The sequence below is a fragment of the Prevotella disiens genome (assembly GCF_900454955.1).
GTDB lineage: Bacteria > Bacteroidota > Bacteroidia > Bacteroidales > Bacteroidaceae > Prevotella > Prevotella disiens.
On sequence record NZ_UGTL01000001.1, the window covers coordinates 550,913 to 568,469 of the forward strand.

Below are 17,557 nucleotides of genomic sequence, written 5' to 3' on the forward strand. Positions count from 1 at the left end.
AAAATGCAAACAGCATATCACACATATAGCTCATATCAACCGCTATTTCATAAAAATAGGCGGATAAATGATAATTTAGAGCAACAGGCACAGGCGTTGTTCAAATCTTGGTTTGTGGATTTTGAACCATTTAAGGAGGGGAAGTTTGTGGATTCAGAGTTAGGGAGGATACCAGAAGGGTGGAGAGTTGAAAGGCTTGGAAGTGTTTGTAAATGCTTATTAGGAGGAACGCCAAGTAGAAATAAGGAAGAATATTGGAACGGCAAGATAGCATGGATAAACTCTGGTGAAATAAACGAGTTTAGAATTACTAAGCCATCAGAATATATAACACAAGAAGGGCTAAAAAAATCCGCGACAAAACTTTTACCTAAGAAAACTACCGTGCTAGCCATCACTGGTGCTACTTTAGGTCAAGTTAGCCTGTTAGAAATTGATTCCTGCGCTAACCAATCTGTTATTGGTCTTTTAGAGAATGAGGATATATTCCATGAGTATATATACCCGCTCATTAAGAATAGAATTGACGATTTATGTTCTCACATGACAGGTGGGGCACAACAACATATCAATAAAAACAATGTTGAGCAACTGGAGATTCTTGTTCCACCTAAAAAAATACTAGTAGAGTATAAACAAATTGCAACACCAATATATTCTCTTATCAGTAATATTTGTTTTGAGTCCCAGAAAATATCCAAATTAAGGGACTCGCTTCTACCCCGTTTAATGTCAGGAGAATTAAAATTGGACAAAATAAATAACTAAATTCCCATTTATGGAAGAGAAGAAAGAACAACATAAGAAATCAATTCGCTTCTTCAACGACCGTGAAGTACGTGCCGTATGGGATGACGAAAATAATTGTTGGTGGTTTTCAGCAACAGATATTGTTCGTGCTATTAACAATGAACCAGACTATACTAAAGCCAGTAACTATTGGCGATGGCTTAAAAGGAAGTTGAAGCAAAAAGATGTTGAACTCGTGAGTGCCACTCACGGCTTCAAGTTTGAAGCTCCTGATGGGAAGTTACGTGTGGCAGATGTTCTTAATAGTAAGGATGTTGTATTGTTGGCAAAGAACTATCCAAACAATTGTGCTAATAACTTTCTTGATTGGTTTACCTACAGCGACAACACCATTGATGGACAGAGCAAGAAGAAAGCCTACCAACTCTTTGAGAGTGGGCTCTTGAAAACAGCAGAGCCTGGTAGTATCAAATGTCTGCAACAGATACACGCTTATCTCTTTGGAGGACTGTACGACTTTGCAGGACAAATCCGTACGAAGAATATATCCAAAGGAGGTTTTACTTTCGCTAATTGTATGCACTTCCCTGAAACCCTGCACACAATAGAGCGAATGCCCGAAACAACCTTTGATGAGATTATGGATAAGTATGTAGAAATGAATGTTGCGCATCCATTTATGGAAGGTAACGGTCGTAGCACTCGCATTTGGCTTGACCTCATGCTAAAGCGTTCTCTCAAACGGTGTGTGGATTGGAGCCAAATAGACAAAAACGAATATTTGTCCGCCATGCGGGAGAGTGTTTCTGATAGTACACACATCAAGGCTTTAGTGCTACCAGCACTCACCACCAAGATTCATGACCGAGAAATGTTTATGAAGGGCATAGACTATTCATATTATTATGAACAAAATGATTGACGCTTATTATGGAAGAATGGAAAGAATATAAATTGGAGGAAGTTTGTTCTCGCTTACGAAGCGGAAAAGGTATTAAATCAGACTGTATTTCTAATACAGGCTTATTTCCTGTAATTGGTGGAAATGGAATGCGAGGATATACTAACAAATCTAATTTTAAGGGGGAATGTGCTGTTATCGGCCGTCAAGGTGCAAATTGTGGAAATGTTCGTTTCTTTATGGGAGAAGCGTATATGACAGAGCATGCAGTTGTAGCTGTAGGCAACGAACTTGCAGATTCATATTTTCTTGCACGTCTTCTTTCCCTGATGCATTTGGGAAACTTATCAGCTCAATCAGCCCAGCCAGGCTTATCTATCCAAACTCTTTCCAAACAAGTAATTCGTCTTCCTTCAATTAGCTATCAAAGAGAAATATCAACTGTCCTCAAATCCCTTGACGATAAAATCGAACTCAATCGACGGATAAATGATAATTTAGAGCAACAGGCACAGGCGTTGTTCAAATCTTGGTTTGTGGATAATCCTGATTCTAATTGGGCAAACACCTCATTGTCTGAAGTCGCTTCATTCGTTGGTGGATATTCATATAAGAGCGAAGAATTGACAGATTTTTCAAATGTAGCTATGGCAACCATAAAAAACTTTGGGCGAAATCGTGGATTTAAGGCTGAAGGTTTTAAGGGTATCAACCCATCAGCTAAACTAAAAGAGTGCCACTGTGTGAATTTATTTGACATATTAGTGGCACATACCGATTTAACCCAAAATGCTGATGTGATTGGTAATGCCGAATTATTACTTACTTGTGGTAAATATAATAGCATAATCTTCTCAATGGATTTGGTAAAAGTTCTACCTAAAGAAATATTTCCTTATAAGTTTTTACTTGCAGCAATGCTTAAAAATAAAATATTCAAGGGTCATTGCCTTGGTTATATAAACGGGACTACTGTTCTTCACCTTAACAAAAAGGCATTGCCTGAATTTGAAATAAGGAAACCGTCCGATTCAGAAGCTAAAATAATGAACGAGACTCTTGCTCCTTATTACAAACGAATGGCAAAATTGCTTCAAGAAACTGATAAACTTATTAGTCTCCGCGACACGCTTCTCCCAAAGCTGATGTCTGGTGAGGTGAAAATTAATGAAACAAACAACTAAATTCCCATTTATGGAAGAGTGGAGAAAATATAAATTAAAGGATTTTATAGAATTTAATCCCAAAGAAAAAGTACCCCAAGGAGAACTCTGTAGAAAGATTTCTATGGATCAAATAACTCCGTTTACTCGTTTTGTAGAATCTAACATATATGAAGCATATAAGGGAGGAGCAAAATTTAGAAACTATGATACTATTATGGCACGTATCACACCATGCTTAGAAAATGGGAAAACTGCTTATATTTCATCGCTACATCCTGAAGAAGTTGCCGTTGGCTCAACTGAGTATATCGTTTTGCGGAAGCGAGAAAACATTAGTGACAGTAAATTTATCTTCTATTTAGCTATATCTCCAATTGTTCGTGATATTGCGATAAAATCTATGGTTGGCTCATCTGGTAGACAAAGAGTTCAACAAGATGTATTAGAAAATTATGAAATTCCTATACCATCGCTACCTACGCAAAAGAATATTGCCCACATTCTTTCTGTATTAGATGATAAAATCGAGCTTAATAAGCGGATAAATGATAATTTAAATTAATATTAATTATGCAGTGGACAAGAGAATATATTGCAAAAGAACCAAGTTTTAGGACTTTTGAAACGCATATTTCAACAATAGAAAACAATGTTGAGATTAATCCTTCTTTGTGCGTTGAAGTAAGCAAAAGTCTGACGGAGGCACTTTGCAAAACAATTCTCACTAATCAAAATGCAACATACAAAGATGATATTTCATTTAATGGTTTAGTAAAGCAGACCTTGGAACATCTTATAAAACAGACTGGAAAAGAGATAGTTGGTCTATCTGAACTATGCCGTAGAATTTCTGCTATCGCTCAATCGATTGCAGAGATACGAAATAATGCAGGATTTGCTTCACATGGTTTGGATGTATTGCATCCTCAGATAGACAAATCACTATCCCTACTGATATACAAAACAACGGATGTACTCTGTGGGTTCATTTTACATTTTTATTTCAGTTATGCCCACCACGCTAACCAAAGATTAATTTATCAAGATTGTGAGTGCTTTAATGATTGGTTTGATGAAGAAAATCCATTAGAAATAGGAGGCGTACACTTATCAGCATCAGAGGCTCTTTACAACTTAGATTATCAAGCTTATAAAGCTAACTATATAGATTATTTAGAATTTCTTTTAGAAATGAATGAACAATAAAAATAAAAAACAATGCCCTTCACAGAAGATAATTACGAAAAAGCACTGATATCCCTCTTTGAGGGAATGGGCTATCAATATTTGTACGGTCCAAATATTGAAAGAGACTACTATGTGCCATATTATGAAGCACAATTAGAAGAAAGTCTGCAAACTGTTAATCCAAAGAAGCCACATGCAGCTATTCACGAGGCGATTATCAAACTACGCAATATTGATATGGGTAGTTTGGTGCAGCGTAATGAAACTTTTACAGACTATTTGCAGCATGGCATAGAAGTTTCTTATTTCAATGGTAAGGAAATGCGCAATGAAATGGTTTATTTGATAGACTTTGAGCATACGGACAAAAACACTTTCCAAGTTATCAATCAATGGACATTCATTGAAAATGCAGAGAAACGTGCCGATATCATTGTATTTGTGAATGGTTTACCATTGGTGGTTGTAGAATTAAAATCACCTTCCCGTGAAGAGACGGATGCTTCAGAAGCATATCTTCAACTCCGCAATTATATGAAGGATATACCATCGTTGTTCTCTTTCAACATGTTCTGTGTAATGAGCGATATGGCTCTTTCCAAAGCTGGAACAATTACCAGCAAAGAAGATCGCTATATGGAATGGAAAACAAAAGATGGCAATTATGAAAGTACAGAATTTGTCGATTATGATACATTCTTTGAAGGAATATTTCAAAGGGAACGACTCTTAGACATAATCAAGAACTTTATCTGTTTTTCCAAAGAAGAAAGAGGGAGTGCCAAGATATTAGCAGGGTATCATCAGTATTTTGCAGTGAAGAAAGCCATCGAACGTACCAAACATGCTACAGTAAGTAATGGTAAAATAGGTGTGTTCTGGCATACGCAAGGTAGCGGAAAATCATTGTCAATGGTTTTCTACGCCCACTTGCTTCAACAAGAATTATCGCAACCCACTATTGTTGTGATTACCGACCGCAACGATTTAGACGATCAACTCTATACCCAATTCTCTAAATGTAAGGAGTTCTTGCGTCAAACACCAGTGCAAGCCAATAGTCGTGAGAATCTAAAAGAGCTATTAAGTGGACGAGAAGCTAATGGCATTATCTTTACAACTATGCAGAAGTTTGAGGAGTCTGACGAACCTTTGTCAGAGAGAAGAAATATTATCGTGATGACTGATGAGGCGCATAGAGGACAATATGGCTTTGAGGAGAAAGTCGACGCCACTACAGGTAAAATCTCTATCGGCACGGCAAGAATCATTCACAATTCACTACCCAATGCTTCATATATTGGCTTTACTGGTACACCTATCTCTACTAAAGATCGAGATACCGTAGAGGTTTTTGGTGATTATATTGATATTTATGATATGACACAGGCGGTCAACGATGGTGCTACTTGTCCTGTATATTATGAATCTAGAGTTATCAATCTAAATCTTGACGATGCTACCTTGCAAGCCCTTGATGACGAATACGAGCTGTTGGCTGAAGAAGGTGCAACGACAGAACAAATAGAGAAAAGCAAGAAGGAGATGTCACACTTGGAAGAGATACTCGGTGCACCAGCTACCATCGATTCTCTTTGCCAAGACATTCTCAAACACTATGAGGAAAACCGTCAATATGAATTGACAGGTAAGGCAATGATAGTGGCATATTCGCGTCCCGTAGCGATGAGTATTTATCATCGACTACTGGAGCTTCGCCCAAAATGGACGGATAAAGTAAAAGTTGTCATGACGGGCAGCAACCAAGACCCAGAAGAATGGCACGACATCATCGGAAACAAGCAGTATAAGAAAGAACTTGCTAAACGATTTAAGGATGACAACGATCCGATGAAGATTGCTATTGTAGTCGACATGTGGCTCACAGGCTTCGACGTTCCCTCATTGGCAACTATGTATGTTTACAAACCAATGAGCGGACATAACCTAATGCAAGCCATTGCACGAGTGAACCGTGTATTCAATGGCAAAGTGGGTGGATTGGTTGTTGACTATATCGGTATTGCCAAAGCTTTGAAAGAAGCCATGCGTGATTATACGGGACGCGACAGAAAGAACTTTGGAAACCCAGACATCAAAGGTATGGCTTTTACAAAGTTCAAAGAGAAGTTGGAAGTGTGCCAAGACTTATTTCATGGTTATAATTAGTGTTTACTGAATAATTTATAACTCTCTGATATTTAAGTTTATATAACTTTATTTCTTTGTTTGTTTAACTAGAAAATCGTACCTTTATATAGTTAAATCCATAGCAAGATGAAGTTTTACGCTCCAAAATACAAGCAACTTGACCTCGGTTTGCTCCGCTCATCCCTTGATGAGTTGGACAAGACAAACCGATGGGTGGCTCTCGGTGACCTTCTTCCATGGACAGAACTTGAGAAGGAATACAACTCAAGGTTGGACAATCAGAAGAAAGGTGCAGGGAACAAGCCGGCACGCATGATTCTCGGCGCAATGATTATCAAGCACAAACTAAACCTGAGTGATGCCGAGACCATCGAGATTATCAGAGAGAGTCCCTACATGCAGTACTTTTGTGGATTGCATGAGTTCACCGACAAGCCTATATTCGACCCGAGCCTATTCGTCACGATACGCAAGCGAATCTCAGAGGAAGAACTCAACAAGATGACAGTCAAGCTTCTCGACAAGCAGAGGCGTCTTCTTGAAGAGAAACGCAAGCGTGAAGAAGAAGAGGCGAAGAGGAATGATGAGGACCCGCCGGCTCCGAAACCAGAGGATCCGAATGCCGCTTCCTTCACCGACTCAAAAGGTCGCGAGCACAAGGGAGTGCTGAAGATTGATGCTACCTGTGCCGATGCAGAGATGCGTTATCCTGTTGACGTTGATATAATACATGATGGTTGCCGCAAGGTTACCGACTATATTATAAAGGTGTGCGAGATGTTTGAGCTGCACAAGCCACGCACGAACTACAAGCATGCACGTCAGGCATACCTTCAGCTTGTCAAGAAAGCCAAGAAGAAAGGCAAGATGGTGCGTGATACTATCGGGGTGATGCTCAACTACTTGCGCAAGGACATCCGCATCTTAATGGACTTGCTTGCAAAGAACAAGACGTACTACGAGAGCCTATTCCTATATGAGAAACGCACCTTGACTGCAATCCTCACGATGTACCATCAGCAGGAGGAGATGTACAGGTCAAAGACTCATACTTGTGCAGACCGCATACTGAGCATCTTTCAGCCACACGTCCGTGCCATTGTCCGTGGAAAGGCTAAGGCAAGGACTGAGTTCGGGGCCAAGATAGGTGCAAGCATAGTCGAGGGCTATACGTTCATCGACCACCACAGCTGGGATGCCTACAACGAGAGCCAGGATCTCTTGCTACAGATTCAACTTTTCAAAGAACGCTTCGGCTATCTTCCGGCCACCATCCTTGCGGATAAGATTTACCTAAACAGGTCAAACCGAGATATACTTGAGGATTTTGAAATCCATTCATACTGCAAACCGTTAGGGCGACCACCGAAGGATCCTCCTTCAGATGAGATGAAATCCAGAATGGCCAAAGCCATCGGGGAGCGCAATGAAATCGAATGCTCATTCGGTACTGGCAAGAGAATCTATCGAGCCAATGACATAAGAGCCAAGCTTCCAGATACAGCACGATGCTGGACAGGAATGTGCTACTTCGTTAAAAACGTGATGAAGTTCCTCAGGGAACTTTGTCTTGCCCTGACCGAAATCTGGTGGTTTTTCATCATTATCGTCACTATGAGGGGCTACGTCTGCTACCCTCTGTCTGTGAAGAGATAATAATTCAGCAGACCCTAATTATAGTAAGTTCCACACAGGGACAGATGCTGACCGTGCTAAATTAATCAAAGGTGGTGTAAACTTTATGTTGGCAACCGACAAACAAGAACAGTTACCGCTCTATATGAAAGAAGCTGCCTTGCTGCACAATTCCATCACTCTTTGCCGAAGCCTGTTGAATGAAGAGCAACGCTTCTTAGCTGCATTCTTTGAAACTGTACGCACTTTACTCTCTCGAATGACAGGTAAAGGAAAAGTTACGAAGAAAGAAATTAATGCTCGTATCAGTGAATTGCTGAAACAAAGTGTAAAAAGTGAAGGTGTTATCAATCTTTTCTCTGATGTTAAAGCCGAATTTTCCCTCTTTGATACAGCCTTCTTAGATGAAATTTCTAAGATGAAAGAAAAGAATATAGCTGTAGAACTGCTTAAAAAACTATTGGCGGAGAAAGTGGCACTCTATCAAAAGACCAATATTGTGCAGTCAGAGAAATTCTCTGACCTGCTCAATCGCTCTTTATCCAACTATTTGAAAGGATTACTCACCAATGAAGAAGTTATCCAAGAACTTTTGCAGTTGGCAAAAGATATTGCTTCAGCCGATTCAGCAGCTAATGAACTTGGACTCACTCCTGAAGAAAAGTCTTTCTACGATGCCTTGACCAAACCGCAAGCAGTTCACGATTTCTATAGTAATGAAGAATTGGTAGCTATGACAAAAGAACTCACCGACTCTCTGCGTAAGAACCGCACTATCGACTGGCAAAAGAAAGAGTCAGCCCGTGCCGGTATGCGCAGAATGATTAAACATCTTCTGAAAAAATATCATTACCCACCAGAGGAAGCTGCCAATGCACTGGAAACTGTCATCAAACAGTGTGAGCAGTGGACGGATAATGAACAAGAGAATTATTCAACAAAATCAGTCAAGATATATGAAATCCACGAGGATGAAATACAGATGGCTGCAGAACCGTAAAATTATAAAAATAAAGATATGAAATTAATTAGTTTTAAAGGAGAGAAAATACGTGGTTATCAGAATCATAGTATTAATTTTCGTGATGGATTAACATTTTTAATAGGAATAAATGGATCTGGCAAAACAACAGTTTTGAGACTTCTACAAGGACTATTAACTCCATCTTATTTGGATCTTGCTCAAATTGAATTTTCAACTATTTGTGTTCAATTTACAAACAAAGAAGATAGTTTAATAGAGTCTGTTGCTTGTTACAGCGATGGAAATAATTTAAGTATAGAATACACTGACTCAAAACGAAAGAGATTTATAGATGATATACCACTTGTACTTTGCAATATAAACAAATATCGCAGTGGTCGTGATCTTATAGATTTTGAAAAATTAAATAGAGTCATTAGTGATTTTGATGATTTAGCAACTGTAAAGAAAATTAGAGATTTAAAAACTCCCCTCTTTTTAGGGTTAAATAGGAGAATTATGGAAAATAGCAGTCTTCATCCTATTGAAAGGGAGTTTATGTCTCGGAGAAGAATGCTGCAAATTGAAATATTATCGGAGACTGTTGATAATGCGTTATATGATATACAAGAAATGTTCCATAATAATATAAGAAGAACTGCACAAAGTCAGTTTCAATTGTCGGATTTATTTAAAAAACAGGTATTTGAAGAATCTTTTAAAGTAGTAAAGAATATATCGATTACAAATATAGACTATAGTTCTGAACTTGCTAATTTGCATAATCGACAAAAAAACTTAAATTCTGTTATTCAAAACCTTGATGTGAAAGATTTGATGACACAATTCTCTGACTATTTTAATGGGATGAAGAATGTTTTGCAAATTCTAACGGAAACATCAGCTTTACAAGAGGATAAAACCCCTAATCCTGCATATTATAATGCTTTACTTGAATGGATGATTAATCGTTCCCAGTTAGAAAAAATAGATAAAATAATAAAGTATGCAGAGGAATATGCTAAGAATATCCAAAATTTGAAAGCACCTATAAATAGATTTGTAAATAGTGTGAATTTATTTTTTGAAGAAAGTGGAAAAGAAATTGAAGTAGATGAAAGAGGTGAAATAAAAGTGAGGTTGAAAAATACAAAAAAAAGTAACTCTATTTTTGATTTATCTTCTGGAGAAAAGCAACTAATTCTTTTATTTGCACATATAGGTTTTTACAAGCGAAATAGAGAGGCTAGTGTGGCAATTATAGATGAGCCTGAACTATCCTTACATATAAGTTGGCAAGAAATTTTTATAGATGCACTACAACATGCTAGCCCTGAAACACAATTTATTATAGCAACTCATGCACCTGCAATTCTCGCTAAACCTGAAAGGAAAAATATGTGTGAGGATTTAACAAATATCTAATAATGGGAATAGATTTTTCTACAGAAGTACGGCAAGCTTCTACAGTTTTTACCCAATACCGCAATACTATAAATATCTACACAGAAGATTGCGGTAAAGATAAAAAGTTTTATGTAACATTGTTTAAACGGTTATTAAATGATACAGATATAATAATAAACGATATTTATCCTTTGGGCAATTGCACAAATGTTATTAATGCTTGTAGGAAAGATAAAAGTACTTCACCTAAACTATATATAATAGATGGGGATATTTATAATATGAGTACGCCTAGAGATACAGAAGAAAATTTGTTTGTACTTGATAGTTATTGTATAGAAAATTATGTCATAGATGAACAAGCTTATTATAAAGTTTATAATGAGTTAGATCCTGTACATAGTGAAGACGAAATAAAAAAAATTATTAACTATAGTAAAATGATGGAAGCAGCAATAGCTCCCTTTATGAGATTATTTCGATATTTCTCCATATCCAAAGAAGTATTGGACAAATTTCGTCTGAAAAGTGCAACATGTTTTTTATCAAATATTGGTAATATAGAGATATCGAAGATTGATGATGAAACTGCGGATATTGTGGTGCAATTAAAAGACGGGGGATTGTCAGAGCAAGAATTGTCTAAAGCAATAAATGAAAAGAACCTATTATTTCCAGACCGTTATGAAAATCTTTTAAAATATGTTTCTGGCAAAGATTATCTGATACCATACATTTGTAAATTTTCAGAAAATAAGTTATCTCTATCACTGGGTCTACGCAAAGAATATTGGAAATATCAATATTCCAAATTCTGTAAATTAGACAGATTGGAAAAATTGAAAACAGTAATAATAGATGCCACAAGGCGATAACATCCAAGATGGTTTCTAATCGATACTGCTCAAATTGAAGAAACATTTTTGTACCATACAAATATAAAACGTTGATTATCAGTGTGGGATACTTTTGAGGAAGTGAAATAAAAGAGAATTAAATAATTAAAGGAAACAAATAATGGCAGCAATGTGGTAGAAATATGGCATTGCTGCCGTTTTTATCAATAATATTTAATCTTGAATATTCCTATGACGCAAGAAGAATACAACCAACTTGATAGCAGTTTTGCGCATTGTGCAGGAACGAATTGCGAGCGGGCAGACCAATGTTTGTGCCATACGGCTTATAAGATATTGGGCAAAAGCAGTCGAGCAACCTATACCACAACCAATCTTGCTGTAATCACGGGCAAACAGCCTTGTGCGTTATTTGTAAAAGACCATCGTGAACTCTATGCGTGGGGAATATCGCATATCTACGATAATGTGCGTGCTGCCGACTTTTACGATATTAAACACAAAGTTATGTCGTGCTTCGGCTCTGCTTCTTATTACCATGTGAAAGAACAACGCCGTGCCATAACCGAAGAAGAACAACGAACTATCCGTGAAGCCTTTACCGAAATGGGTTACGACGGGAAAGCCATTGAGTTCGACCGCTACGAGGAAAGTTACCCTATGCTGATGCGCATGAAGAACTACAAATAGGCGAGTCCCGCCCGATTGTTTCAATCCTTTTTTTATCCTCTCTCTTGTAAGTCCTTATCCGAAAGTATAAGGATTTTTGTTTTGTACACGTTTGTACAATGGATTGTACAAGCGTTGTATAATAAATTCTACAAACGTGTACAATGTCGCTTTCTCTTTATGTTTGTTCCTTTGCTTCCTTGTAGCGGCAGTTAGTCGTTCAACTATTCTTCTCCTTGAGGTAAAGGCAGAGAAAGCTCCTTTATTATTTTGGTGGTTGAATAATATTTACTATTTTTGTAATTCACTAACCAATGGTAATGAATAATTTATAACATGGAGAAGGGATTTGTATACATACTCACTAATCCTTCTTTTCGAGAGGATTGGGTAAAGATTGGTAAAAGCAAGCGACCTGTTGATGTTCGTTCAAAAGAATTAGACAATACTGCTGTGCCTTTACCTTTTGAAATTTATGCAACCATAGAAACTACAAAGTATCATGAGGTGGAAAAGAATGTTCATAAAATGATAGACCGCCTTACGGATTTGCGCATACGTCAAAATCGAGAGTTCTTCAATGTAGAACCGTCTGTGGCATTGAGCATTTTAAAAGAAATTGCAACGCTGCTTGATGATGCTATTGTGTACGAATACATTGACGGAAAGCCTGTTGCTGTTAATCCGAAAGTTCAATCTGTTCCAGTAATTGAAGATAAAGGAAAACGTAAGCAAAATTTTTCTTTCTCGCATGCGGGTATAAAGGTCGGAGAAACAATCCATTTTGTTCCAGCCAACATCGATGTGTTGGTCAATGACAATAAAATGGTAGAATATAATGGGCGGCTCTATACGCTCTCTGGATTTACAAGAAACTTTATGCCCATAGAAAAACAAACTCATTCGCATGCTTATCAAGGACCTATCTATTTTACTTATCAAGGTAAAACATTGAAAGAATTACGAGATGAACGCGATAAACAAGGATTGAACAAATACTAATATGTTTTAACACAGAGTGCAAGAATGGTCTTCGTAATGGCTATTGGGAGGTAAAAACAAAGTAAATAATTAGAAACAAACAATGTTTTATAAAATCATACAACGAAAAAGGAACGAATGGTTAAGCCGTGAAGACTGCCCTATCAAGTCTTTGCTTGCATATATTGAGCGCAAAGGCGCAATGCGTGATGCACAAATAGAGGCTATAAAAACCTATTTGTTCCTAAAGATAGCATGCGAAAACAAACCTTTATGGAGGCTTTTTTCGGAAGGCAATGTGTTCAAGCTATGGCAAGTGAGTTTCAATAGTTTCCATAGCGACCGCGTGGAAAAGAAGATAACCGACTTTAATCTCAAAGGACGGCAGCAAGCACTGAAAAGAAAGAAGGAGTTTAAGCCCATAACACTAAGCGAAGACGGATTGGAAACCATTGAGTTCCTAAGCATTGACTGCGTTTCTGCCGACCCTACCGCTCCTTGGCACAGCGATTCCGAAATCCTCATTGACAAACTCGGCTACGTTCGCAAGAATGGCATCGACACCAAAGCCTTTTGGGACGGCACAATAACAAGCGAACAAAAGCCTCTTCGACTAAAAATACGCAACATCTGTGGCGATGAAACAATTTTTGAATTATCATAAGGTGGTAATTTTTTAGAACCCATCATAAAAAAAGTTGTCATAAATCATTATTATGACTATCTTTGCAGCAAAAATGCACGCTCATGTTACCATATAATATAAATAAGGTGGTGGTTTGGTTGAAGCGAATGAAGTATGTCAAGGGTTTTGGCATTCAGTCGCCGTCGGCTTTTGCGTTTGCTAACGATGTTATCAACGACCATCGGAAGTATGGAGAGTATGATTTGCTGCAAAAAGGGGGCAAGCAAGTTGGAGCGGTAACCGAGAAGAAGGCACGATTGATGTTCCGATTGAGCAGGTTTCATAAGGCTGATGCCGTGTGGTTCTATTCTCAAGCGATTGGTTGCTACGAAGAATACATTCAAAAAGGGTGGGAAACAACGCTTATTAAGGAACTGAAAGCGCCATTTTCTGACTTAAAAGACGGAGCAGAAGCACGGAATATTTATTATATAAGTGTTGAAAACGACTACGAAAAGACCTACGAAGCACTGCGAAAAGTGGTGAATACAAATAGTTTTTTAGTGGTGGACGACATTTACAGAAATGCTGAAACACGGGCTTTTTGGCAGCAAATAGTAGCCGACGAGCGTGTTAGTTTTTCATTCGATTTATACTATTTAGGCATTGCTTTCTTTGATAAGCGACCTAAACAAAATTATATCATAAATTTTTAGGCCCCACCTTAAACAATAACGATATGAGCAAAGTTTATACCAAGACTGGCGATAAAGGAACTACGAGTTTGATAGGAGGCACGAGAGTAAAAAAGTGTGATATAAGAATTGAATCATATGGCACGATTGACGAGTTAAATTCGTTCATTGGTTTGCTTTCAAGCTACGTTACGGAGCAAGAAACATTAGACTTATTGGCAGAGATGCAAAACGTTCTTTTCAATGTGGGGTGCAATTTGGCAATGGGCGAGAGCTTCAAAAAGGAGTTGAAAGAGTCGGTTGTAGCCGATGTTTTGATAGAACACGTTGAAAAATCAATCGACCGCATGCAAGACGCTATACCCCAATTGAAGAGTTTCGTTATTCCTGGTGGCAGCCGTTCAGCCTCAGTGGCTCATGTGTGTCGCACCGTTTGTCGCCGTGCCGAGCGTTTAATCATCGCTTTGTCTGAAAATGCCGAAGTAGATAGCAATTTAATGGCATACGTGAATCGTTTATCTGACTATTTCTTTGTTCTTTCACGATATTTGAATAATATTGAGAAGGTGGACGAAAAAATATGGCAAAATCCTTGCAAATAAGAAATAAAATAGTATTTTTGCACGGAAAATTATTTAAAGCAAATATTTTGAGCCTATGTATTGGACACTGGAATTAGCATCAAAGTTAGAAGACGCACCATGGCCTGCAACAAAAGAAGAGTTGATTGACTATGCTGTGCGCTCTGGTTCACCCCTCGAAGTATTAGAAAACCTTCAAGAAATTGAAGACGAGGGCGATATTTATGATAGCATTGAAGACATTTGGCCCGACTATCCATCTAAGGACGATTTCTTGTGGAACGAGGACGAATATTAATTCTGTGAATTAAAAACATAAACGCAACTCACTATGCCTATGGCGTAGTGAGTTGTTTTTATTTTATAGCATCATAAAAAATATGATATTTTTATGGATTTTATTTCCGTATTTTTAAAATTCATTGTATATTTGCGTATAAACTCTCACAAATTGATAGTTAAAAACTATCTTTAATTACGAAAACCAAAGAAAGACGTAGAGAAAAGGACTATATTTTAAGTTTAATATTAATACAATTTATTATGAAATCGTTACGCTTATTTTTCACATTGATTACCCTTATCGCCTGTGTGGTAGCCACAGAGGCAAGTACTATTACCCTAAAATTTACATCAGGAAGAAAAGTTGCACGCATAGCTGTTACCACTTCTGATGGAAAACTTACCATCGAAGGAGCAACAGGAACGTATAAAAACGTTGAATGGGTAGATTATCAACTTACATCGTCAGAGGTTAAACTCACGGGCAACATAACCAAACTCGTGTGCAATAACACTGGAGTAACAGAAATCAACGCTCAGGGTGCTAACCAAATGACACAACTCATTGCAAACGACAACCGACAACTCGCAAAAGTAAATGTAACAGGCTGTACAGAACTCCAAAAGATGTATCTTAATGGATGTGCGCTCACCGATATAGACATTAGCAGTTGCGAAAAGTTGGCAACTTTCTTTTGCTATGAAAACAAATTGAAAACGCTTGACGTATCGAAAAATACAAAAATGTATTGGCTCGATTGTGGCACAAACTTACTTTCTGAAATAAATGTATCTAATTGTCCTTTGTTGCAAGTATTGTATTGCAGTAAAAATCAAATTAGCGCATTAGACTTCTCTAAGTGTCCTAAAATGATTGAAGTGCTTTGTGCTGAAAATAAAATCAAGGGCGAGCAGATGGACAAGATGATTCAATCATTGCCTCAACGCGAAAAGACTGATGAAGCTGTTGTTTATATCATTGAAAAATCTTCAAAAACTGAAGGAAACGTATGCACAAAAACACAAGTGGCTAAGTTGGTTGCTAAAAAATGGCAGGTAATAGCCCTCAAGGCTGACGATTCTTTCCCTTACGAAGGTAGTGATGATGCTGACGGAATTGAAACAATCCAGACAGATAATAACGCTACACCTACTCAATATTATAATGTAAATGGTACTCAACTTCAACAACCTACAAAGGGAATGAACATTATTCGCATGAGCGATGGTCGCATAGTAAAACGCATGATGCGCTAAACAATGAATCGTAACTCGCAAGAGTTTATTTTAACGGGAGAAACTTTGCAAGCTAATAACTTACAAAGTTTCTCCTTTTTCGTAGCATATTGAACGAAGATTCAAGTTGATTTTTTATACTTCACTACCAATGTAAAAATAGAACAAACCGCTATACGCTCTGTTGTAACATACATAAAAATGCAACAAAAGAAAAGGAGCAAAAAAGTCTTGCAATACCTATCAAAAATAAGACCTATTGTTTCGCTTTTCAAAACAGGCTCTTTTGAGCTTCAAAACCTATTGTTTTTCACTTCAAAACAATAGGTTTTGTTTTTGGGCTTAATATTGCAGGAAAATCCTTCTCCTTTATTTGATGAATAAAACTGTATATTATAGCCTTTTAAAGCATTTCTCTGAATTTTTATTCTATGCAGTATAATCCATTTTTCCAAAATATTTTTATCGCAGTAATATATTTTCTTTTTATGCAATAATATTTCTAAAACGCCGTTATACTATCGTGTTTAAACGCTTAATATCGATAATAAGTTTTTCTGTGTTGGGCTTTGCTGGTGCATTTGCCCAATACGATGTAGCCTTCAGCCATTATTGGGAGGTTGAACCTTACTACAATCCTGCTTCGGTGGGTAAGGAAAATCATCTCAACGTGGTGGGAGTTTACGCCATGGACTTTGCTGGTTACAAGAACAACCCGAAGGCTATGTATGTAGGGGCAAATATGCCGTTATATTTTATGAAACAATATCACGGCGTAGGCATCTCTGTTTTGAACGACCAAATCGGTCTTTTCACTCACCAACGCATTGGCGGTCAGTATGCTTTTCGTAAGAGCCTTTTTGGCGGAATGCTCGCTGCGGGCGTTCAGTTGGGCTTGATTTTAGAAAAGTTTGATGGTTCTAAACTCGACCTTGAGGATAGTAGCGACCCCGCTTTTGCTCGTGCCGCAGTGAATGGGCAAAGCCTTGACATGGGAGTAGGGGTGTATTACATTCGGAAGAATTGGTATGTTGGTGCATCAGTACAGCATTTAAATGCCCCACAAGTAGAAATAGGCGAAAAAAATGAATTAAAGATAGATCGGACTTATTATTTGACAGGCGGATACAATATTAAATTAAGAAATCCGTTTCTATCTATACCGACATCTGTCATGGGACGATACGACGGAAATGGCTATCGTGCCGATATAACTGCTCGTTTACAATACACGAACGAAAAGAAAATATTGTACGGAGGGGTGTCGTATAGCCCAACCAACTCGGTAACAGCATACATTGGTGGTAGCTTTCACGGAATCAATGTGGGCTATAGCTACGAGATGTACACAGGTACTGCCGACATAGGCAACGGAAGCCACGAGTTGATAGTGAGTTATCAGACAGACATCAACTTGCAGAAAAAAGGAAGAAACAAACATAAAAGCGTAAGATTTCTATAGAAAGAAG

Annotated in this window: 16 protein-coding genes and 2 pseudogenes; all 18 read left to right on the forward strand. The window is 37.8% G+C overall.

Annotated elements, in window-relative coordinates:
* Positions 1-3: 3 nt before the first annotated feature.
* Positions 4-768, forward strand: a complete 765-nt coding sequence (locus DYI03_RS02330; protein WP_021668326.1) for a restriction endonuclease subunit S — start codon at positions 4-6, stop codon at positions 766-768.
* Positions 769-778: 10 nt separating this feature from the next.
* Entirely contained in the window at positions 779-1,672 is an 894-nt protein-coding gene (fic, locus tag DYI03_RS02335) for a protein adenylyltransferase Fic (protein ID WP_021668327.1), read from the forward strand.
* Between the two features lie 8 nt (positions 1,673-1,680).
* Positions 1,681-2,835 (forward strand): restriction endonuclease subunit S, encoded by a 1,155-nt coding sequence (locus DYI03_RS02340; RefSeq protein ID WP_021668328.1) that lies wholly within the window; start codon positions 1,681-1,683, stop codon positions 2,833-2,835.
* A complete protein-coding gene (locus tag DYI03_RS02345; protein WP_021668329.1) occupies positions 2,819-3,379 on the forward strand; it encodes a restriction endonuclease subunit S in 561 nt (186 codons plus the stop codon). The genes DYI03_RS02340 and DYI03_RS02345 overlap by 17 nt, the downstream gene beginning before the upstream one ends.
* 8 nt (positions 3,380-3,387) lie before the next feature.
* Positions 3,388-4,023, forward strand: a complete 636-nt coding sequence (locus DYI03_RS02350) for an abortive infection family protein (protein WP_021668330.1) — start codon at positions 3,388-3,390, stop codon at positions 4,021-4,023.
* A 12-nt stretch (positions 4,024-4,035) separates the two neighbouring features.
* Positions 4,036-6,171 (forward strand): annotated as a pseudogene (locus DYI03_RS02355) (type I restriction endonuclease subunit R); the annotation flags it as partial.
* A gap of 111 nt (positions 6,172-6,282) precedes the next feature.
* Complete coding sequence (locus tag DYI03_RS02360) at positions 6,283-7,812, forward strand: IS5 family transposase (RefSeq protein WP_115367858.1); 1,530 nt, start codon at positions 6,283-6,285, stop codon at positions 7,810-7,812.
* 16 nt (positions 7,813-7,828) lie between these two features.
* Positions 7,829-8,791, forward strand: a pseudogene (locus DYI03_RS02365) (DUF3387 domain-containing protein); the annotation flags it as partial.
* 18 nt (positions 8,792-8,809) lie between these two features.
* Positions 8,810-10,180, forward strand: a complete 1,371-nt coding sequence (locus DYI03_RS02370; RefSeq protein ID WP_021668916.1) for an AAA family ATPase — start codon at positions 8,810-8,812, stop codon at positions 10,178-10,180.
* A gap of 2 nt (positions 10,181-10,182) precedes the next feature.
* Complete coding sequence (locus DYI03_RS02375) at positions 10,183-11,037, forward strand: DUF4435 domain-containing protein (protein WP_021668915.1); 855 nt, start codon at positions 10,183-10,185, stop codon at positions 11,035-11,037.
* Between the two features lie 213 nt (positions 11,038-11,250).
* Positions 11,251-11,709, forward strand: a complete 459-nt coding sequence (locus DYI03_RS02380; RefSeq protein WP_021668914.1) for a DUF6078 family protein — start codon at positions 11,251-11,253, stop codon at positions 11,707-11,709.
* 315 nt (positions 11,710-12,024) lie between these two features.
* Positions 12,025-12,690 carry a GIY-YIG nuclease family protein gene (locus DYI03_RS02385; protein ID WP_004357879.1) on the forward strand — a complete coding sequence of 222 codons (666 nt, stop codon included), beginning with the start codon at positions 12,025-12,027 and terminating at the stop codon, positions 12,688-12,690.
* Between the two features lie 82 nt (positions 12,691-12,772).
* Positions 12,773-13,333, forward strand: a complete 561-nt coding sequence (locus tag DYI03_RS02390) for a hypothetical protein (RefSeq protein WP_021668912.1) — start codon at positions 12,773-12,775, stop codon at positions 13,331-13,333.
* Positions 13,334-13,416: 83 nt separating this feature from the next.
* Positions 13,417-14,010: a hypothetical protein gene (locus DYI03_RS02395; RefSeq protein WP_021668911.1), complete on the forward strand. Its 594-nt coding sequence runs from the start codon at positions 13,417-13,419 to the stop codon at positions 14,008-14,010.
* Positions 14,011-14,033: 23 nt separating this feature from the next.
* A complete protein-coding gene (locus DYI03_RS02400; RefSeq protein WP_021668910.1) occupies positions 14,034-14,591 on the forward strand; it encodes a cob(I)yrinic acid a,c-diamide adenosyltransferase in 558 nt (185 codons plus the stop codon).
* A 55-nt stretch (positions 14,592-14,646) separates the two neighbouring features.
* Positions 14,647-14,868 carry a DUF2795 domain-containing protein gene (locus DYI03_RS02405; protein WP_004357891.1) on the forward strand — a complete coding sequence of 74 codons (222 nt, stop codon included), beginning with the start codon at positions 14,647-14,649 and terminating at the stop codon, positions 14,866-14,868.
* A 245-nt stretch (positions 14,869-15,113) separates the two neighbouring features.
* Positions 15,114-16,109: a leucine-rich repeat domain-containing protein gene (locus DYI03_RS02410; RefSeq protein ID WP_021668909.1), complete on the forward strand. Its 996-nt coding sequence runs from the start codon at positions 15,114-15,116 to the stop codon at positions 16,107-16,109.
* Between the two features lie 502 nt (positions 16,110-16,611).
* Positions 16,612-17,550 (forward strand): PorP/SprF family type IX secretion system membrane protein, encoded by a 939-nt coding sequence (locus DYI03_RS02415; protein ID WP_025064613.1) that lies wholly within the window; start codon positions 16,612-16,614, stop codon positions 17,548-17,550.
* The last annotated feature ends 7 nt before the right edge of the window (positions 17,551-17,557 follow it).

What these genes read in the sequence shown, in the direction of transcription:
- DYI03_RS02405 (WP_004357891.1), top strand. Translation starts at nt 14,647, where the DNA reads ATGTATTGGACACTGGAATTAGCATCAAAGTTAGAAGACGCACCATGG.
- DYI03_RS02345 (WP_021668329.1), top strand. Translation starts at nt 2,819, where the DNA reads ATGAAACAAACAACTAAATTCCCATTTATGGAAGAGTGGAGAAAATAT.
- DYI03_RS02400 (WP_021668910.1), top strand. Translation starts at nt 14,034, where the DNA reads ATGAGCAAAGTTTATACCAAGACTGGCGATAAAGGAACTACGAGTTTG.
- DYI03_RS02370 (WP_021668916.1), top strand. Translation starts at nt 8,810, where the DNA reads ATGAAATTAATTAGTTTTAAAGGAGAGAAAATACGTGGTTATCAGAAT.
- DYI03_RS02350 (WP_021668330.1), top strand. Translation starts at nt 3,388, where the DNA reads ATGCAGTGGACAAGAGAATATATTGCAAAAGAACCAAGTTTTAGGACT.
- DYI03_RS02395 (WP_021668911.1), top strand. Translation starts at nt 13,417, where the DNA reads ATGTTACCATATAATATAAATAAGGTGGTGGTTTGGTTGAAGCGAATG.
- DYI03_RS02340 (WP_021668328.1), top strand. Translation starts at nt 1,681, where the DNA reads ATGGAAGAATGGAAAGAATATAAATTGGAGGAAGTTTGTTCTCGCTTA.
- fic (WP_021668327.1), top strand. Translation starts at nt 779, where the DNA reads ATGGAAGAGAAGAAAGAACAACATAAGAAATCAATTCGCTTCTTCAAC.
- DYI03_RS02385 (WP_004357879.1), top strand. Translation starts at nt 12,025, where the DNA reads ATGGAGAAGGGATTTGTATACATACTCACTAATCCTTCTTTTCGAGAG.
- DYI03_RS02360 (WP_115367858.1), top strand. Translation starts at nt 6,283, where the DNA reads ATGAAGTTTTACGCTCCAAAATACAAGCAACTTGACCTCGGTTTGCTC.
- DYI03_RS02330 (WP_021668326.1), top strand. Translation starts at nt 4, where the DNA reads ATGCAAACAGCATATCACACATATAGCTCATATCAACCGCTATTTCAT.
- DYI03_RS02390 (WP_021668912.1), top strand. Translation starts at nt 12,773, where the DNA reads ATGTTTTATAAAATCATACAACGAAAAAGGAACGAATGGTTAAGCCGT.
- DYI03_RS02410 (WP_021668909.1), top strand. Translation starts at nt 15,114, where the DNA reads ATGAAATCGTTACGCTTATTTTTCACATTGATTACCCTTATCGCCTGT.
- DYI03_RS02380 (WP_021668914.1), top strand. Translation starts at nt 11,251, where the DNA reads ATGACGCAAGAAGAATACAACCAACTTGATAGCAGTTTTGCGCATTGT.
- DYI03_RS02375 (WP_021668915.1), top strand. Translation starts at nt 10,183, where the DNA reads ATGGGAATAGATTTTTCTACAGAAGTACGGCAAGCTTCTACAGTTTTT.